The sequence below is a fragment of the Paenibacillus silagei genome (assembly GCF_017874735.1).
GTDB classification, from domain to species: Bacteria; Bacillota; Bacilli; order Paenibacillales; family Paenibacillaceae; genus Paenibacillus_AQ; species Paenibacillus_AQ silagei.
On record NZ_JAGGLV010000016.1, the window covers coordinates 120,005 to 136,262 of the forward strand.

Consider the following 16,258-nt stretch of genomic DNA (forward strand, 5'->3'; position numbering starts at 1 on the left):
ATTTGGAGAAGCAGGGATTCCGGTGCTACAATAGAGCTCAGAGTCTAATACTTAGGTACGAGGAGGAAATCATACTATGGAGAATGTAATTGTATACACATCGACGAATTGCCCGCATTGCCGTCAGGTGAAAAGCTTCCTGAGCGATAAAGGGGTAGCGTACGAAGAACGCAACATCGAGCAGAATGAAGAGTACGCCCAGCAGGTGTGGGATATGGGCATGAGAGCTGTGCCGATTACGGTGATCGGGGATATGAAGATCGTCGGCATGAACAAGACCAAGTTCGACAAGGCTTTGGCTGCGACGGAATAATAGCCGGCAGTCCTGAAATATATAGAGCCGCTTCCCGGTGGGAGGCGGCTTTTTGCGGTGCATGCGGAGGAAAAACAACATTTAAATCTGCCCATTGGCCTGGCCTGCTTTAGCGAAAATGAACAATCTTAAATGCTGCTTCTCCACTTGCTTACGTCATTTCTGTCTGCTTGCAGACCTCAGGTAAGAGACATGAACATCTGAAAGACAGCATAGACGGCAATGCCGCTTGCGATAAGGAGGAATCCCGATTTCTTCCGCGACTGGAACAGACGCAGGACACCGAGGCTGACGAGCGGAGCAATGATGAGCAGCAGCAGCAGCACTGCGATGAACATCTTCGCCGAAATATCAGACGTATCAACATAAGTCATGGATTCTCTCTCCATTTCAGAAAAAGGGGTGTGGTGACAAATGTCACACGAGTATCCTTATTATATAGGATAGCCACTCCTTATAGAGCAGGAAATGCAGAAAAAAATGCGGCGATTTTAAGAAATATAAGAATTTAAGGGTCTATAGGGTGACGCGGATGTTGCCCAGAAAATGCATCACCGCTGAAAAACCCGCTCCAATCATGGTTCCCCGGCTTCCCAGCCTGGAGAAGGTGATTTCCAGCTGCTGCTTATGGTAGGGGAGGGTACGCTCAGCTACCACCCGGCGCAGCGGCTCGCCGAGCCACGGCTCCGCCTCCGATAGAGCGCCGCCGATCACGATCAGCTCTGGGTTGAAGCTGTTGATCAGATTGGTAACTCCGATCCCCAGATACTCTCCAATGGAGTTGAAATGGCTTAGCGTATCGGGCTGTCCCTCAAGCGCATACTTGACCAGTCCGGTCGTTGTGCGGGCCGGGAGGGAGAGTCCGGGGTTATCATAGGTTTTCTCGGAGGCGTACAGCTCCCAGCAGCCCCGGCTGCCGCAGCTGCAAGGCTTGCCTTCCGCTTCAATCGTCATATGTCCGGTCTCACCCGCATAGCCGCGCGCGCCCTTGTACAACTCTCCGCCGATAATAATCCCCGACCCGATCCCCGAGCCGGCGCTGATATACAGCAGATGGCGCACATCGCGGGCCGCCCCGAAGTTCAGCTCACCCTGAGCCCCTGCGTTGGCCTCATTATCAATGGTGACCGGCACCGCGAAGGCGCTTTCCAGAATCGAACGCAGGTCTACCATCTCCCAGCCCAGGTTGGGCGCGAACAGGACAACGCCGTGCTCATCGACCATTCCCGGGACGCCGACACCAATGCCGACGAGTCCATAATGTGAAGGCGGGGCCGTAGCGATTAGCTCCGAAATCATCTGCTGCATCTGCCCGAGCACATAAGGGAAGTCGTGGTTCTCCAGCACACTGTCCCGTTCATGAAGAATGCCGCCCCCCAGGTTGCAGAGTACGGCCTTAAGCTGTTTCACGCGCAGCTCGATCCCGATCACACTTCCCGCCATTTCGTTAAAATGCAGCATCAGCGGCTTACGCCCGCCGCTGGATTCTCCGGGTCCAGCCTCGGTTACGAGCTGCTGCCCGCATAGCTCGGCTACCAGATTGGAGACGGTAGCTTTATTCAATCCTGTCACCTCTGACACCTTGGCCCGTGAGATGGGGGAATGCATACGGATGGTATGTAAAATAATCGATTTGTTTATTTTTTTGACCAGCGCCTGATCACCGGTAACTTTCAAGCAGCACACTTCCTTTTACAATATAAGAATTTATCAGTATAGAACCGAGTAGATTACTGGGCCCTTGCACAGGCGGGAGGAGGGAAGCTGTGAAGACGCTCTCCGCTGCGCGGGTATGCCCCCTAGTCTAGAATGAAGAGCGTAAAAATGCAACTATATCCGTTGGAGCTGGACGGTCCGAACGTTACATATTTTTAAATAACTGGAACTTATGAAGGTGAATATAAGCTCCGGTAGACACGCGAAACAGCGGGAAAAATAAAAATAAAAAAACTTTGTTTAACCAATATACAAAGTCAAAGAGATGTGTTAAGATGATGCTGTAAACGCTTGCGGGCGAAGCAAATTATCGAGGAGGATTTTACAAATGGCTTATTTTGAAACAGTGAGCAAGATCTCTTACGAGGGAAGCCGTTCCACCAACCCTTATGCATTCAAATTCTACAATCCTACAGAAATCGTAGCCGGCAAAACAATGGAAGAACACCTGAAATTTGCAATGGCTTACTGGCATACATTAACAGCTGGCGGTTCCGACCCGTTCGGCGCTGAAACTGCAGTCCGCGCTTGGGACAAACTGAGCACGCTGGACAAGGCTAAGGCCCGTGCAGAAGCAGCATTCGAATTCATGGAGAAGATGGACCTGCAGTACTACTGCTTCCATGATGTGGACATCGCTCCTGAAGGCGCGTCCCTGCGTGAATTCTACAGCAACATCGATACGATCGTAGACATCCTTGAACAAGGCATGAAGGCTTCCGGCAAAAAACTGCTGTGGAACACTGCCAACATGTTCACCAACCCGCGCTACATGCACGGTGCAGGCTCCACCTGCAACGCTGACGTATTCGCACACGCTGCTGCACAAGTGAAGAAAGGTCTGGAAGTGGGTAAACGTCTGGGCGCTGACAACTATGTATTCTGGGGCGGCCGTGAAGGTTATGAGACACTGCTGAACACCAATATGCAGCTGGAGCAGGACAACATTGCCCGCCTGTTCAGCATGGCTGTAGATTATGCGAAGGAAATCGGCTTCGACGGCCAGTTCCTGATCGAGCCTAAGCCGAAAGAGCCTACCAAGCACCAATATGACTTCGATGCAGCAACCTGCATCGCATTCCTGCAGAAGTACAACCTGGATAAGCACTTCAAGCTGAACCTTGAAGCGAACCATGCTACACTCGCTGGCCACACCTTCGAGCATGAACTGCATGTAGCCCGTATTAACGGCATGCTGGGATCACTCGATGCGAACCAGGGCGATCCGTTGCTCGGCTGGGATACAGATGAATTCCCTGCAAGCATCTACGATGCTACACTGACTCTCTATGAAGTACTGAAGAACGATGGTCTGGGCAAAGGCGGAATCAACTTTGACTCCAAAGTACGCCGTCCTTCCTTCGAGCCTGAGGATCTGTTCCTGGCACACATCTCCGGTATGGACGTATACGCTAAGGGCCTGAAGGTAGCTGCTAAGCTGCTGGAAGACGGCGTATTCGAGAACTTCATCGCTGAGCGTTACAGCAGCTTCAACGAAGGCGTTGGCGCTGACATCGTATCCGGCAAAGCGACACTGGCTTCGCTGGCTGACTACGCGCTGAACAACGAGAGCCCGCGTCCGAACAAATCCGGACGTCAGGAACTGCTGAGAGCTACACTTAACCAGTACATCCTGACTGCTGAGTAAGACGCTGCCGGATTTGCGGGATTGCCCGCGGATTCATTAGAGAAGACACGCAACGGGGGTTGCTGAAGAGAGCATTCTTCGGCAGCCCCTTTTTTAATACTGGAAATGCATTTTATACAACTAAATCATCTTATGTATCGCCGAATATCCGTTTAGTTGTATTTCGTACAATTAAACTGCCTCCGTACCCGGGTTTTTGCCTATTTGGGCAGATTTAGTTGTACTGAGTACAGTTAGAGGAGGAAAACCTTTCTTTTCACTATATTTAGATGTACAGAATACAACTATCACCAATTGGCTCGGTTCAGCTTGTTTAGCTCTGATGCTCTACTAGGACTGTGTGAGTGTATTTTGTGCAGTAGAATGCTCTAATTTGGCTGCAAAATAGCATTCTGCTGTATTCCATACAACAGATATTTGAGGATACCGTACAAAACAGCCTTTTCATGGAATTCTAGTGTACAAAGTACAATTGCCTAGGATTTTCGGCCGATTTAACGAGAATCTATTGCAGGAAATACAATCGCGGCCGCATGTTCAGTGGAAGCGATTCCGGTAATACGGGAGAGGCTTACGAAGCGAGTTTTGCTTGAAGAGAATACAGGATGCGGAACCCCGCAAAACTTAAGATTATGCTTACGAAGCGAGTTATATTGCGGAGTTGGTTCAAGAAGTAATGCTTCATATAACTAAGCGTATGCTTACGAAGCGAGTTTTGCTCGAAGAGAATACAGGATGCGGAACCCCGCAAAACTTAAGATTATGCTTACGAAGCGAGTTATATTGCGGAGTTGGTTCAAGAAGTAAAGCTTCATATAACTTTTAGGAGGATAACTATGAAATATGTAATTGGTGTCGATCTTGGAACCAGTGCGGTCAAGACTGTACTGGTAGATCCTCAGGGCAAGGTGGCTTTCGAGCATTCTGAAGCGTATCCGCTCAGCAGACCCCAGCCGAACTGGAGTGAGCAGAACCCGGAGGATTGGGTGAAGGGAACCATCGCCAGTCTGAAGCGTCTGATGGAAGTATCGGGTGTGGAGCCTGGACAGATCGACGGTATCAGCTTCTCCGGCCAGATGCACGGGCTTGTGCTCGTTGACGGCGAAGGCAAGGCGCTGCGTCCCGCCATTCTATGGAATGATACACGTACGACTGCGGAATGCCGCAAAATTGAGAAGAAGCTCGGCAGCAAGCTGATCGATATCGCCCGCAACCGCGCGCTCGAAGGCTTCACGCTTCCGAAGATTCTGTGGGTCCAGGAGCATGAGCCTGAGGTGCTCGCGAAGGCTGAATTGTTCCTGCTGCCGAAGGATTATGTGCGCTACCACCTGACAGGTGACTACGCCATGGACTACTCCGATGCAGCCGGAACCCTGCTGCTCGACGTTGGCGCGAAGCAGTGGAGTGCAGAGATTGCCGGAGCGTTCGATCTGCCGGTCTCCCTCTGCCCGAGACTCGTGGAATCCTTCGAGCAGACAGGAACCCTGCTTCCGGCAGTTGCCGAAGCCTCCGGCCTGCTTCCTACCACCAAGGTGTTCGCCGGCGGGGCAGACAATGCCTGCGGCGCACTGGGAGCCGGCATTCTGGGTGAAGGCCGGACGATGTGCAGCATCGGTACTTCCGGTGTGGTATTGTCCTACGAGAGCAACAAGGATCTTAACCTCGAAGGCAAAGTGCATTTCTTCAACCACAGTGAGAAGGATGCCTTCTATATTATGGGTGTTACCCTGGCGGCAGGACACAGCCTGACTTGGTTCAAGGAGACCTTTGCAGCAGACAAGAGCTTCGACGAGCTGCTGCAGGGTGTGAACGAGATTCCGGCTGGCAGCAGCGGTCTCTTGTTCACCCCTTACATCAGCGGGGAACGTACACCGCACCCGGATGCCAGCATCCGCGGCAGCTTCATCGGTATGGATTCCGGACATACCCTGTCCCACTTTACCCGCGCTGTGCTGGAAGGCATCACGTTCTCGCTGCGTGAATCGATTGAGATTGTGCGTGAATCCGGCAAAGAGATTACCGAGGTCGTGGCGATCGGCGGCGGGGCTAAGAATGAAGCCTGGCTGCAGATGCAGGCTGATATCTTCGGCGCTACGATCATCAAGCTGGAGAGCGAGCAGGGCCCGGCTATGGGCGCAGCTATGCTGGCAGCCTATGGCGCAGGCTGGTTCGAGTCCCTGGGTGCATGTGCGGAAGCCTTCATCCGTCCGGCAGAGACCTATACCCCTAATGCAGATCAGGCGGCGCTATATGACGGGATCTTCGCTTTGTATCAGGATGTATACGGCCAGACCCGCGAGCTGAATGAGAAGCTGGCTTCTTACCGTAAATAGAATATCCGCACGGAATGACTGCCATCCTGTAAAGGGTGGCAGCTTGTTTTCTTTAGGGTATAAGATCTATATAAGAAGACTATCTGGTGACAACATCGGCCGGAAGTCCAAATGTTCACCGCAGTGACGGCACTGCTTCAAGTACAATTTTAAGTGTTCCTTATTTAGTAAGATAAATTCCGGCTCGGAAGCTCGAGTACGGCATGAAGGGAGGCCCCCTATTGATCAAAGTACTGATTGTGGATGATGAGCCCAAGCTGAGGGAAGGGATGCGCACCTTGATTCCCTGGGAGGAAGAGGGGTATACCGTGGTGGCGACAGCGGCTAACGGTTATGAAGCGCTGGACAAATTCCGTGAGCTGCAGCCTGGACTTGTGATGGCGGATATCCGTATGCCGGGAATGACCGGACTGGAATTAATCGCTGAACTGCGCAAGGAAAGTCCGGGCTGCCATGTGCTGATTCTGAGCGGCTATGCCGATTTTGAATATGCGAAGCAGGCCATCTCCTATCATATTGACGGATATTTACTCAAGCCGGTGGATGAGGAGGAACTGATCAGCTATCTGCAGGAGCTGCGGGAGAAGATCAGCCTGGAAGAGCGGATCAACGAATGGCAGGCGCTGGAGCCGGCAAGAACCACCGAGGTGCTGGTGCGGGAGCTACTGCAGTCGAATTCGAAGGAAGGCGGGGAAGCCGCGGCTGAACTGGGCCTCACGGACAGCGGCTGCGAAGTGGTGCTGCTGGAATTGAAAGGGCTTAACAAGGGGGAGGATGCCCGTGAGGATGCAGTGAAGCGGCTGATGGAGCGGCATTGGCAGGAGCAGGAGGGGCACGGCTTCTTCTTCACCCTCCCCCCATACATGGGAATTCTGCTGAAGGAGCCGCTCCGGGATGAACGCGCCCGGGCGGCGCTCTGGCAGGAGCTGCACCACCTGATCTCGAAGGAGGGGCTGGAGTTCGTGGCCGCAGCGGGCGGAGCAGCCGGCCGGCCGGAGGAGGCCGGAGAGTCCTTCGGGGCTGCGCGCGCCCGGCTGGAGGATGCCTTCTTCGGGCAGAAGAACACACTGCTCTGTGGAATGCCGGACCTGTGGGAGGAGCCTGCACAAGGCGCGGTTGAACCGGAGGAGGAGCTGGACCCCGAGCGTGATATCGAGGTGCAGCTGCTGCTGGCAGTAGAGGCTGGCAGTAGCGAGGTAGCCAGGGAGCTTACGCTGCAGATTATCCGCAAGCTCGTGCATACCCAGCGGGACGAGACCTATATCAAGGACCAGCTGCTGCGGATTGTCAGCAGCACGATTGCCCGGCTGGAGGCGGCGAGTCCTGAGCTGCGCCCGCTGATTGCCGGACAAGCCTCGCCGATGGGCGAGGTCTACAGCAGCAGATACCTGCATGATGCAGAGCGGCTGGTGTCGGGCTATATGGAGCAGCTCTCCCGGCTGACGGGCAGCGGAAGCGGACGCGGCGATGAGATTAAGCGGATTACGGATCTGATCCAGCGCCGGTATAAGGAGAATTTGAAGCTGGGCACACTTGCGGAGATTTTTAACTACAATAGCGCCTACTTGGGTAAAATGTTCAAGAACCAGGTGGGTGAGCACTTCAACACATATCTGGATAAGGTGCGGATCGAGAAGGCCAAGCAGCTGCTGACCCAGGGCATGAAGGTCTATGAGGTGGCCGAGCAGGTCGGGTACATGAACTCTGATTACTTCAATGCCAAATTCCGCAAATATGTCGGCGTCTCCCCAAGCGCGTACCGCAAGGAGAACTAGACTTAAGGCACTTAACGAAAAGCAAAAAGAAGCGAAGGAGAAATTTGGAACTGTAGGTCGCGGTTAGCTTGCAGAGATTCAGGTATGAGGCTTATGATATACAGGCTGTTCCCCTTCTTGCAGAAGATCCGGGAGCAGCCTGTTTGTATAGAGAGGAGGAGATTGATATCAAGAAGCTGGTGCGGATGGTTAATAATATGAAGCTGAAATACAAGCTGATCTTCTTTTATATCATAGTGGTGATGATTCCCGTGCTGATTGCAGGGGTGATTCTGACGAATTATTTTCGGGAGGGAGCCTTGAACAGAGCGATTGATCAGGCCACCAACAACGTGGAAAAGATCAAAAGCCAGTTGTACAGCAAGCTGCGTGTCCCTACTGACATTTCGAATCTGCTCTATTTCGATGAGGATCTGGAGCGGCTGGTCAATACGCATTATCCGAGTATCCTGGAGCTGACCAAGGCTTACCTGAATTATACCGACCTCAAGGAATATGTGCTGCGGTACCGGGAAATCTCCAATATCCGCTTTTTCATCGATAATCCCACACTGGTGGACGATATGTCCATCGCGCCGGTAACGCCCGAGATCCGTACGAGAAACTGGTATACACAGGCTATGCGGAACAATCAGATCTACTGGATGTATATCCACGACAAGGACCCTTATATCAACAGCCCCAAAGGGACCATCAACAAGCTGAGTCTGATCCGCCAGGTTCCCTACCCTGAATACAGCAAGTCAGGAATTCTGATGGTGCAGGTGAATCAGGATGAGCTGAACCAGATGCTGCACCAGGAGCCGTTCGAGACGATCATTATTGATGAGCAGGGCTATATTGTATCCGCCAAAAACCCGCAGCTGGTAGGCAGCACGGTGGATGCTTTTGACATAGGGATAAATGTGCAGTCGCAATCCAAAGGTGTGTTCATGACCCAGGTGAAGGATAAGGATTCCTACGTCATGATCGATGAGATGATCCCTGAGCTGAGTGTCAGCAAGCTAAAGATCATTTCCGTATTTGAAACCAAAAGCATTCTGAGCGATGCCAACAAGGTGAGTCAGCTGGGGCTGTTTATCGTAATCGGGGTGCTGCTGGTTGCGCTTGTACTGGTCTATACTATCTCGCTGCTGACGAGCAACCGGCTGCTGCGGCTGAGCCGCCAGCTCAATCAAGTGGCCCTCGGGAACCTGAACGTCGTCTCCCACATTGACGGAACAGACGAGATCGGCCAGCTGTCGCGCCAGTTCAACTACATGGTAGCCAGCATCAACCAGCTGATTACACAGGTGATAGAGAGCAATGAGAAGAACAGTACGCTGGAGATCGCGCAGCGGGAGATTAAGCTGAAGATGATGGCCAGCCAGATTCATCCGCATTTTCTGTTCAACGCGCTGGAGTCGATCCGGATGAACGCCCATCTGCGGGGAGAGAGGGAGATCGCCAATATTGTCCGGCTGCTGGGCAAGCTGATGCGCAAGAATCTGGAAGTAGGCCGGGAGAGAGCGCCGATCAAGGAAGAGATTGAGATGATCCGCTCCTATCTGGAGATTCAGAAGTTCCGGTACGAGGACAGGCTGGAGTATGAGATTGCCTTCGATCCCGCCGCCGCTGAGGTGATGATTCCGCCGCTGATTATCCAGCCGCTGGTGGAGAATTCCGTCGTTCACGGTCTGGAGAACAAGGAAGGTACGGTGCATGTCAGCATCGCCGTCACTCTCACGGAGAATCAGGAGATTCAGGTCATTGTAATGGATGACGGGATCGGCATGACGGAAGATCGGTTGGCTGCGATTATGGAGGTCATCACCAAGGCGGAAGAAGAGGAGCAGGGCCGGATCGGGCTGCGCAATGTGCAGCAGAGACTGACTCTGTATTACGGAGCGGAGCACGGGCTGAACATCTCAAGCCGGGAGGGAGAGGGGACCCGGATTACATTTTCAATCCCTAAGGACAGTGGTTTGAAGGCTTAAGGGGATACAGGCGGGGAGAATGTCTAATTTCTATAGGTTTTTACGTGAAATCTGTTGGGTATTCTCGCCCCCGGCGCTGGGATAAGATAAAGCTATCAAAGCGAAGGGGGAATAATGAACGTGAAAGCGCTCACTGAAAGCGGTGTTACAGCAAATGAAAGCGTAACCCCCCGCCCACCTGCGAAACGGAATAGTGGATTTTGGAAAAGCGTACTCCAGCAAAAGTACTTATACCTGATGTCCCTTCCATTCGTAATCTGGGTATTTATATTCAGCTATGTGCCTATATGGGGATGGCTAATGGCCTTCCAGAATTATAAGCCGGTCAGGTCGTTCAGCGAGCAGAAATGGGTCGGACTGGACAACTTCAGGGAGCTGTTCCAGGATGAACGCTTCTACCTCGTATTAAGAAATACACTGGCGATGAGCATGCTGGGACTGATCTTCGGCTTCGTGGTTCCTATCCTGTTCGCCGTGATGCTCAACGAGCTGCGCGGGAACGTCTTCAAGCGATCGGTTCAGACGATATCTTACCTGCCCCACTTTGTATCCTGGGTCGTTGTAGGCGGGATTGTCTACAAGACGCTTGCCATCGATGGAGGGATCGTGAACGATCTGCTGCTCTGGATGAATGTGATTGATGAGCCGATTCAGTTCATGGCCAAAGGGAAATACTTCTGGGGAGTCTTAACGGCTGCTGACATCTGGAAGGAAACGGGCTGGAATGCGATCATCTATCTGGCAGCGATTACAGGCATCGACAAAGAGCTGTATGAAGCGGCCAAAGTGGACGGCGCAGGACGGGTCAAGCAGATGTTCAATATTACGCTGCCGGGTATCCGTACAACGGTGATGGTGCTGCTGATTATGAATATCGGCCATCTGGTCGGCATCGGCTTCGAGAAGCAGTTCCAGCTGCAGAATAACATGGTTACCGATTATTCGGAAGTGCTGGATTTGTATGCGCTTAAATACGGGATACAGATTGGACGCTTCTCCTACGGTACCGCGATAAGCATGTTCACCTCGGTAGTCAGTGTCATCCTGCTGTTTACCGCCAACGGTCTGATGAAGAAGTTTGCCAAAGAAAGCATTATGTAAGGAGGGGATCATCCATGGGTGGCAAGGCATTCCAAATGTCAAAAGGTGAACGTGTCTTCGATATTTTTCTCTACATCGCTCTAATCCTGATTATGATTGTGACGTTATATCCCTTTCTGAACGTGCTGGCGATTTCCTTCAATGAATCTACAGATACGGTACGGGGCGGCATTTATATCTTCCCGCGGGCCTGGACTCTGGAGAATTACCAGCGGATCTTCAGCTATACAGGGCTGATTCAAGGCTTCAAAATATCGATTCTACGTACGGTTTCCGGTACCCTTCTAGGGCTGATCAGTGCTTCCATGCTGGCCTTTACGCTCAGCCGTCCGGAGTTCAGAGCCAGAAGATTCGTCTCGGTATTCCTGGCCCTGACCATGTATTTCTCCGGCGGTATGGTGCCGATGTACATTCTCATGAAGGACTTGAACCTGATCGGAACGTTCTGGATCTACATCCTGCCGGGTATGGTATCCGCGTTCAACGTCTTCATTATCCGCTCCTTCATGGACGGCCTGCCGTTTGCCCTGCAGGAATCCGCCAAGCTGGACGGGGCGAATGACTTTATGATTTTCTACAAAATCATTCTTCCGCTCTGTAAGCCGGTGCTGGCCACTATCGCCTTGTTCCTGGCCGTAGGGCAATGGAATGAATGGTTCACTACCTATCTCTACAACGGCAATAAGCCGCATCTGACTACGCTGCAGTTCGAGCTGATGAAGGTCCTGTCTTCGACCAATCAGGGCAGCGGCATGGTGAATGCGAATGATATGGCCAGACAGATGGCGCAGATTTCACCGGAGTCTATCAAGATGGCGATTACCATTGTCGTAACGGTACCGATTCTCGTGGTCTATCCGTTCCTGCAAAAGTACTTTGTCGGCGGGATGACGCTGGGTGCAGTGAAGGCATAGTCCTTAACCCAGGAGTGACAGGGAGAAGCTGTCTGGTTCAGTGCAGGGCCGGGCAGCTAACCCGCTTAGGGTGAAGTGTTAATTAGTGGTAATTTATATTTATAGTAGTTTTGCAAGCGTTCACAATGGTATATTCAGGTCTCACCTGATATGCATAGAGGCAACATATTAAGATACAAGGGGGATACACAATGAACCGCAAGAGTACTAAGACGATCTTCACACTCCTGCTGATGAGCTCAATGCTGATCGCCGGTTGTGGAGGCAACGGCAATAATGCAGCCAACAATACGACGCCTAACAACTCAGGAACTACACCTGATGCTACTGCCGCAGCAGATGATACGGCTCTAGATACCTCACCGGCTACATTCACCTTCTTCGGTGCGGATGCCAGCCCGAACTGGAACAAGATGCAGGATGATGTAGGTAAAGCGATTACGGAGAAGACAGGGGTTACCCTTGAAGCTGAATTCGATGTAGGCAGCGGCGGCGGCGACCAGAAGATTGCGATGATGGCGGCGAGCGGCGACGTTCCTGATATTATTTTCGCTAAAGGAAGTCTGAGTACCCTGGTGGATGCGGGACTGATCATTGATATGACGGACCTGATTGACAAATATGGCCCCAACCTCAAGAAAGTCTACGGCGAGAACATGAACCGTCTGAAGTACAGCCTGGACGACCAGAGTATCTATCAGATTCCTACGAATATGGGTGTCGGCCAGAAATCCTTCGATGCCACAGGCGGATTTGAAATTCAGCATCGTGTGCTTAAAGAGCTTGGCTATCCGAAGGTGCGGACTGTAGCTGATTTTGAAAAGGTGCTTAAGGATTATGTGAAGCTGCATCCGGAAACCGATGGACAGCCTACCATTCCGCTGACGCTGAACGCCGATGACTGGAAGATTATGATCACCGTGACGAACCCGGCCTTCACTACAACCGGCGCGCCGGATGATGGTGAATATTATGTGGACCCTGAGACCTTCGAAGCGAAGCTTCACTACAAACGCGCCGAAGAAAAGGAATATTTCCGCTGGCTGAACGGGATGTACAATCAAGGCCTGCTCGACAAGGACACCTTCGTACAAAAGGATGACCAATACAAAGCGAAAGTGGCCAGCGGCCGTGTACTCGGTCTGATCTCCCAGGAATGGGAATACTCCGACGGTGAGAATGCCCTGAAGGCTGCCGGCAAAGACGAGTATACCTATGGACACTTCCCTGTAACCCTGACCGAAGAGTATAAGGATCATTCCTTCATGCAGACCGGTATCGACGGCTACGGCATTGCGATTACTACGGCAGCCAAAGATCCTGAGCGGATCATCAAATGGCTAGACTGGATGTCCTCCGATGAAGGCCAGGTCCTGAGAACCTGGGGGATTAAAGATAAGCACTATACTGTGGATGCCAATGGCAAGCGTGAGGTTCTGCCTGAGATCCGTGACGGCCTAGCCAATGATACAGCGAACACTCAAAAAACAACCGGGATCGGCCAGTACCTGATCTTCGGTGCACGGTATGGCGACGGCGTGAAGGATTCAACAGACAACTATTACACCACAAGCTTCCCTGAGCAGATTGTTGCTTCGTACTCCGAAGCTGAGAAGGAATCCCTTGCCGGATATAAGGCGACTACCTGGAAGGACCTGTTCCCGAAAGAGGATGAATTCCCTGTAAAAGAAACAGGTGCTCTGTACAACCTGCCGGTTCCGACAGACGGTAAATATCAGGTCATCTTCAAAAAGACCCAGGATATCGTACGTAAACGTATCCCGGAAGCAATTCTGTCCAAACCGGCTGATTTCGATAAAGTCTATGACGCCTTCCTGGCCGAGCTGGACAAAGCCGGCGCTCAGGATATGGAAAAAGAATTCACGGAGCTGGTGAAGAAGAGAGTATCCCTGTGGACAGGCAAAAATCTGTAAATCCTAACGGGATGTAGCATGATCCAGAGTATAGCAGAAGGCAGAAGGGCCCGACTTAGGTCAGGGCCTTTTGCTGTATTCAGAACTTAGCACGAAGGGTGAGGAGAATATGGAAACTGAACAAAGGAAATCCGCATGGAAGCTCAGATACCGTCAGCCCGCAGCTGTCTGGGAAGAGGCGCTGCCGCTCGGGAACGGGCATATGGGGGCTATGGTATTCGGCGGTACGGATAAAGAGCTGATCTCGCTGAATGAGGATACCTTATGGTCCGGGTTCCCCCGGGATACCAATAATTACGAAGCGCTCAGGTATTTGAAAAGAACCCGGGAGCTAATCGCTGCAGGCCAGTATGGGGAGGCCGAGGATATGGTGAATGCCCATATGCTGGGGGTCAACGCCCAGGCCTATATGCCGCTCGGGGACCTGATTCTTACGCAGCCGGGCGCAGAGAACTATACAGCCTATGAAAGAGAGCTGGATCTGGATAGCGGAGTTGCCAAAGTGACCTATCAGACCAGCCAGGGAGGCTACACCCGTGAAGTATTCATCAGTACACCGGACCAGGTTGGTGTCGTGCATCTGACAAGCGATCAGCCAGGAGGCATTCAGCTGGAGCTGGCAATGGCCAGCCAGTTGCAGCACAGTGTTAGTCCGGGGGAGGGGAACAGGCTTGTGATGAAGGGACGCTGTCCTTCACATATAGCCGACAATTACCACCAGGATCATCCGCTTGCGGTGCTCTATGAAGAGGGGCTTGGAGTATCGTTCGAGCTGCACCTGCACGCACAGGTAAACGGGGGAAGTGTCCGGTATTCCGCAGGCAAGCTGGTGATATCCGGCGCAGATCGTGTGCTGCTGCTGCTGGCTGCCGGAACGGACTATGAGGAGGTGCGGTCCAGAGCAAGTCATAGATCCGCTGCGTCAGCTCCGTATTCCGCAGCTATGCCAAGTCCGGCGGAGCTGTGCGCGAGCAGATTAAGCGCTGTGGCCGGTAAGACTTATGAGGAGCTGTACGCACGCCACGTTGCAGATCATCAGGCGATCTTCCGCCGGATGGATCTGGAGCTTGGCGGTCACGAGGCGGATGAGCAGCCCACCGATGAACGTCTGGCCGCATATCAGCAGGGGGCAGAAGACCCGGTGCTGGAAGCTCTGCTGTTCCAATATGGCCGCTATCTGCTGATGGGCAGCTCACGCGCCGGAACCCAGGCAGCGAATCTGCAGGGGATATGGAATGCCCATGTTCAGCCGCCATGGAACAGCAATTACACAACCAATATCAACACGCAGATGAACTATTGGCTGGCTGAGGTCTGCAATCTTAGCGAATGCCATGAGCCGCTCCTTAAGTTGATTAAGGAGCTTAGTGAGACCGGGGCCAGAACGGCTGCTATTCATTACGGGGCGCGCGGCTGGGTTGCCCATCATAATGTGGATCTGTGGCGGGCCTCCACACCGTCCGGCGGAGATGCCAGCTGGGCCTTCTGGCCCATGGGCGGCGTGTGGCTATGCCGTCACCTGTGGGAGCATTACGAATTCAACCCGGATATGAAGGTTTTGAGTGAGACCGCTTATCCGCTAATGAAAGGAGCTGCTCTCTTCTGCCTGGATTGGCTGGTGGAAGGACCGGAGGGGTGGCTCGTTACCAGTCCGTCTACTTCGCCCGAGAACCGGTTCATCACGGAGGATGGCAGAGCATGCAGTATCTCTATGGGTTCGGCCATGGATATGAGCCTGATCGCTGAGCTGATGCAGCACTGCCTGGAGGCTGCACGTATTCTTGGCGTGGATGCTGAATTTCAGGAGGAGCTGGAGCAGACACTCACCCGTCTGTCTCCGCTGAAGATCAGCAAGAGCGGACGGGTGCAGGAATGGCTCTATGACTTCGCCGAAGCGGAGCCGGGGCACCGCCATGTCTCCCATCTGTACAGCCTGTATCCGGGCAGCCGGATTAACAGGCGGGACACGCCGGAGCTGCTGGAAGCCAGCCGCTTAACGCTGGAGCAGCGGGTTGCTTCCGGCGGGGGACATACCGGCTGGAGCTGTGCTTGGCTGATTAACCTCTATGCCCGGCTCGCAGACGGCGATGCGGCTTACGGCTATGTACGCACGCTGCTAACCCGCTCTGTCTATCCCAACCTGTTCGATGCGCACCCGCCGTTTCAGATTGACGGCAATTTCGGCGCGGCGGCCGGCATTGCGGAGATGCTGCTGCAGAGTCATCTGGGGGAGCTTACGCTGCTCCCGGCGCTGCCGGGAGCCTGGAAGAATGGCCGCATCCGGGGTCTTAAGGCGCGCGGCGGGTATGAGGTGGACCTCGAATGGCGGGCCGGAGTTCTGGTATACGCGCGGATTACAGCCCGGTTCGATGGAACACTGCGGCTCGGCTATACGCAAGAGCTGAAGCTGAAGCTTGCAGACGGACGCCTCCAGACAGTGAGTGGTGCGCTTGAGGTTACGGCTGGCGGGGTGTATTGGGTGGAGGTGTAAAACTATAAATATAATGGAAAATAAATCCGATAGTAATAGGAGGTAGCCTGTATGACT

The 16,258-nt window shown here is 52.9% G+C and carries 11 protein-coding genes; 9 read left to right on the plus strand and 2 right to left on the minus strand.

Annotated elements, in window-relative coordinates:
* Positions 1 to 76: 76 nt before the first annotated feature.
* Entirely contained in the window at positions 77 to 313 is a 237-nt protein-coding gene (locus tag J2Z70_RS21990; protein ID WP_036694922.1) for a glutaredoxin family protein, read from the plus strand.
* 179 nt (positions 314 to 492) lie between these two features.
* Here J2Z70_RS21990 and J2Z70_RS21995 read toward each other — a convergent pair whose 3' ends face one another.
* Together J2Z70_RS21995 and J2Z70_RS22000 are read right to left on the minus strand one after the other, a co-directional pair.
* On the minus strand, positions 493 to 687 hold the full coding sequence (locus J2Z70_RS21995; protein WP_036694925.1) for a hypothetical protein: 195 nt from the start codon (positions 685 to 687) through the stop codon (positions 493 to 495).
* A 142-nt stretch (positions 688 to 829) separates the two neighbouring features.
* Positions 830 to 1,990 (minus strand): ROK family transcriptional regulator, encoded by a 1,161-nt coding sequence (locus J2Z70_RS22000; protein ID WP_036730363.1) that lies wholly within the window; start codon positions 1,988 to 1,990, stop codon positions 830 to 832.
* A gap of 367 nt (positions 1,991 to 2,357) precedes the next feature.
* Here J2Z70_RS22000 and xylA point away from each other — a divergent pair, with 367 nt between their 5' ends.
* The 8 genes from xylA to J2Z70_RS22040 all read left to right on the plus strand — a co-directional run bounded on the left by xylA (position 2,358) and on the right by J2Z70_RS22040 (position 16,201).
* Positions 2,358 to 3,677 (plus strand): xylose isomerase, encoded by a 1,320-nt coding sequence (gene xylA / locus J2Z70_RS22005; protein WP_036730361.1) that lies wholly within the window; start codon positions 2,358 to 2,360, stop codon positions 3,675 to 3,677.
* Between the two features lie 836 nt (positions 3,678 to 4,513).
* Positions 4,514 to 6,010, plus strand: coding sequence for a xylulokinase (gene xylB / locus J2Z70_RS22010; protein WP_209876783.1), 1,497 nt, complete (start codon positions 4,514 to 4,516; stop codon positions 6,008 to 6,010).
* A 221-nt stretch (positions 6,011 to 6,231) separates the two neighbouring features.
* On the plus strand, positions 6,232 to 7,785 hold the full coding sequence (locus tag J2Z70_RS22015; RefSeq protein ID WP_209876785.1) for a response regulator transcription factor: 1,554 nt from the start codon (positions 6,232 to 6,234) through the stop codon (positions 7,783 to 7,785).
* Positions 7,786 to 7,970: 185 nt separating this feature from the next.
* Positions 7,971 to 9,761, plus strand: coding sequence for a sensor histidine kinase (locus J2Z70_RS22020; protein ID WP_209876839.1), 1,791 nt, complete (start codon positions 7,971 to 7,973; stop codon positions 9,759 to 9,761).
* 114 nt (positions 9,762 to 9,875) lie between these two features.
* Positions 9,876 to 10,862 (plus strand): ABC transporter permease, encoded by a 987-nt coding sequence (locus J2Z70_RS22025; RefSeq protein ID WP_209876787.1) that lies wholly within the window; start codon positions 9,876 to 9,878, stop codon positions 10,860 to 10,862.
* 14 nt (positions 10,863 to 10,876) lie between these two features.
* Entirely contained in the window at positions 10,877 to 11,776 is a 900-nt protein-coding gene (locus J2Z70_RS22030) for a carbohydrate ABC transporter permease (RefSeq protein ID WP_209876789.1), read from the plus strand.
* A 191-nt stretch (positions 11,777 to 11,967) separates the two neighbouring features.
* Positions 11,968 to 13,710: an ABC transporter substrate-binding protein gene (locus J2Z70_RS22035; protein WP_209876791.1), complete on the plus strand. Its 1,743-nt coding sequence runs from the start codon at positions 11,968 to 11,970 to the stop codon at positions 13,708 to 13,710.
* 109 nt (positions 13,711 to 13,819) lie between these two features.
* The gene (locus tag J2Z70_RS22040; protein ID WP_209876793.1) at positions 13,820 to 16,201 is read left to right on the plus strand and encodes a glycoside hydrolase family 95 protein; all 2,382 of its coding nucleotides are present in this window, start codon (positions 13,820 to 13,822) and stop codon (positions 16,199 to 16,201) included.
* Positions 16,202 to 16,258 lie beyond the last annotated feature (57 nt).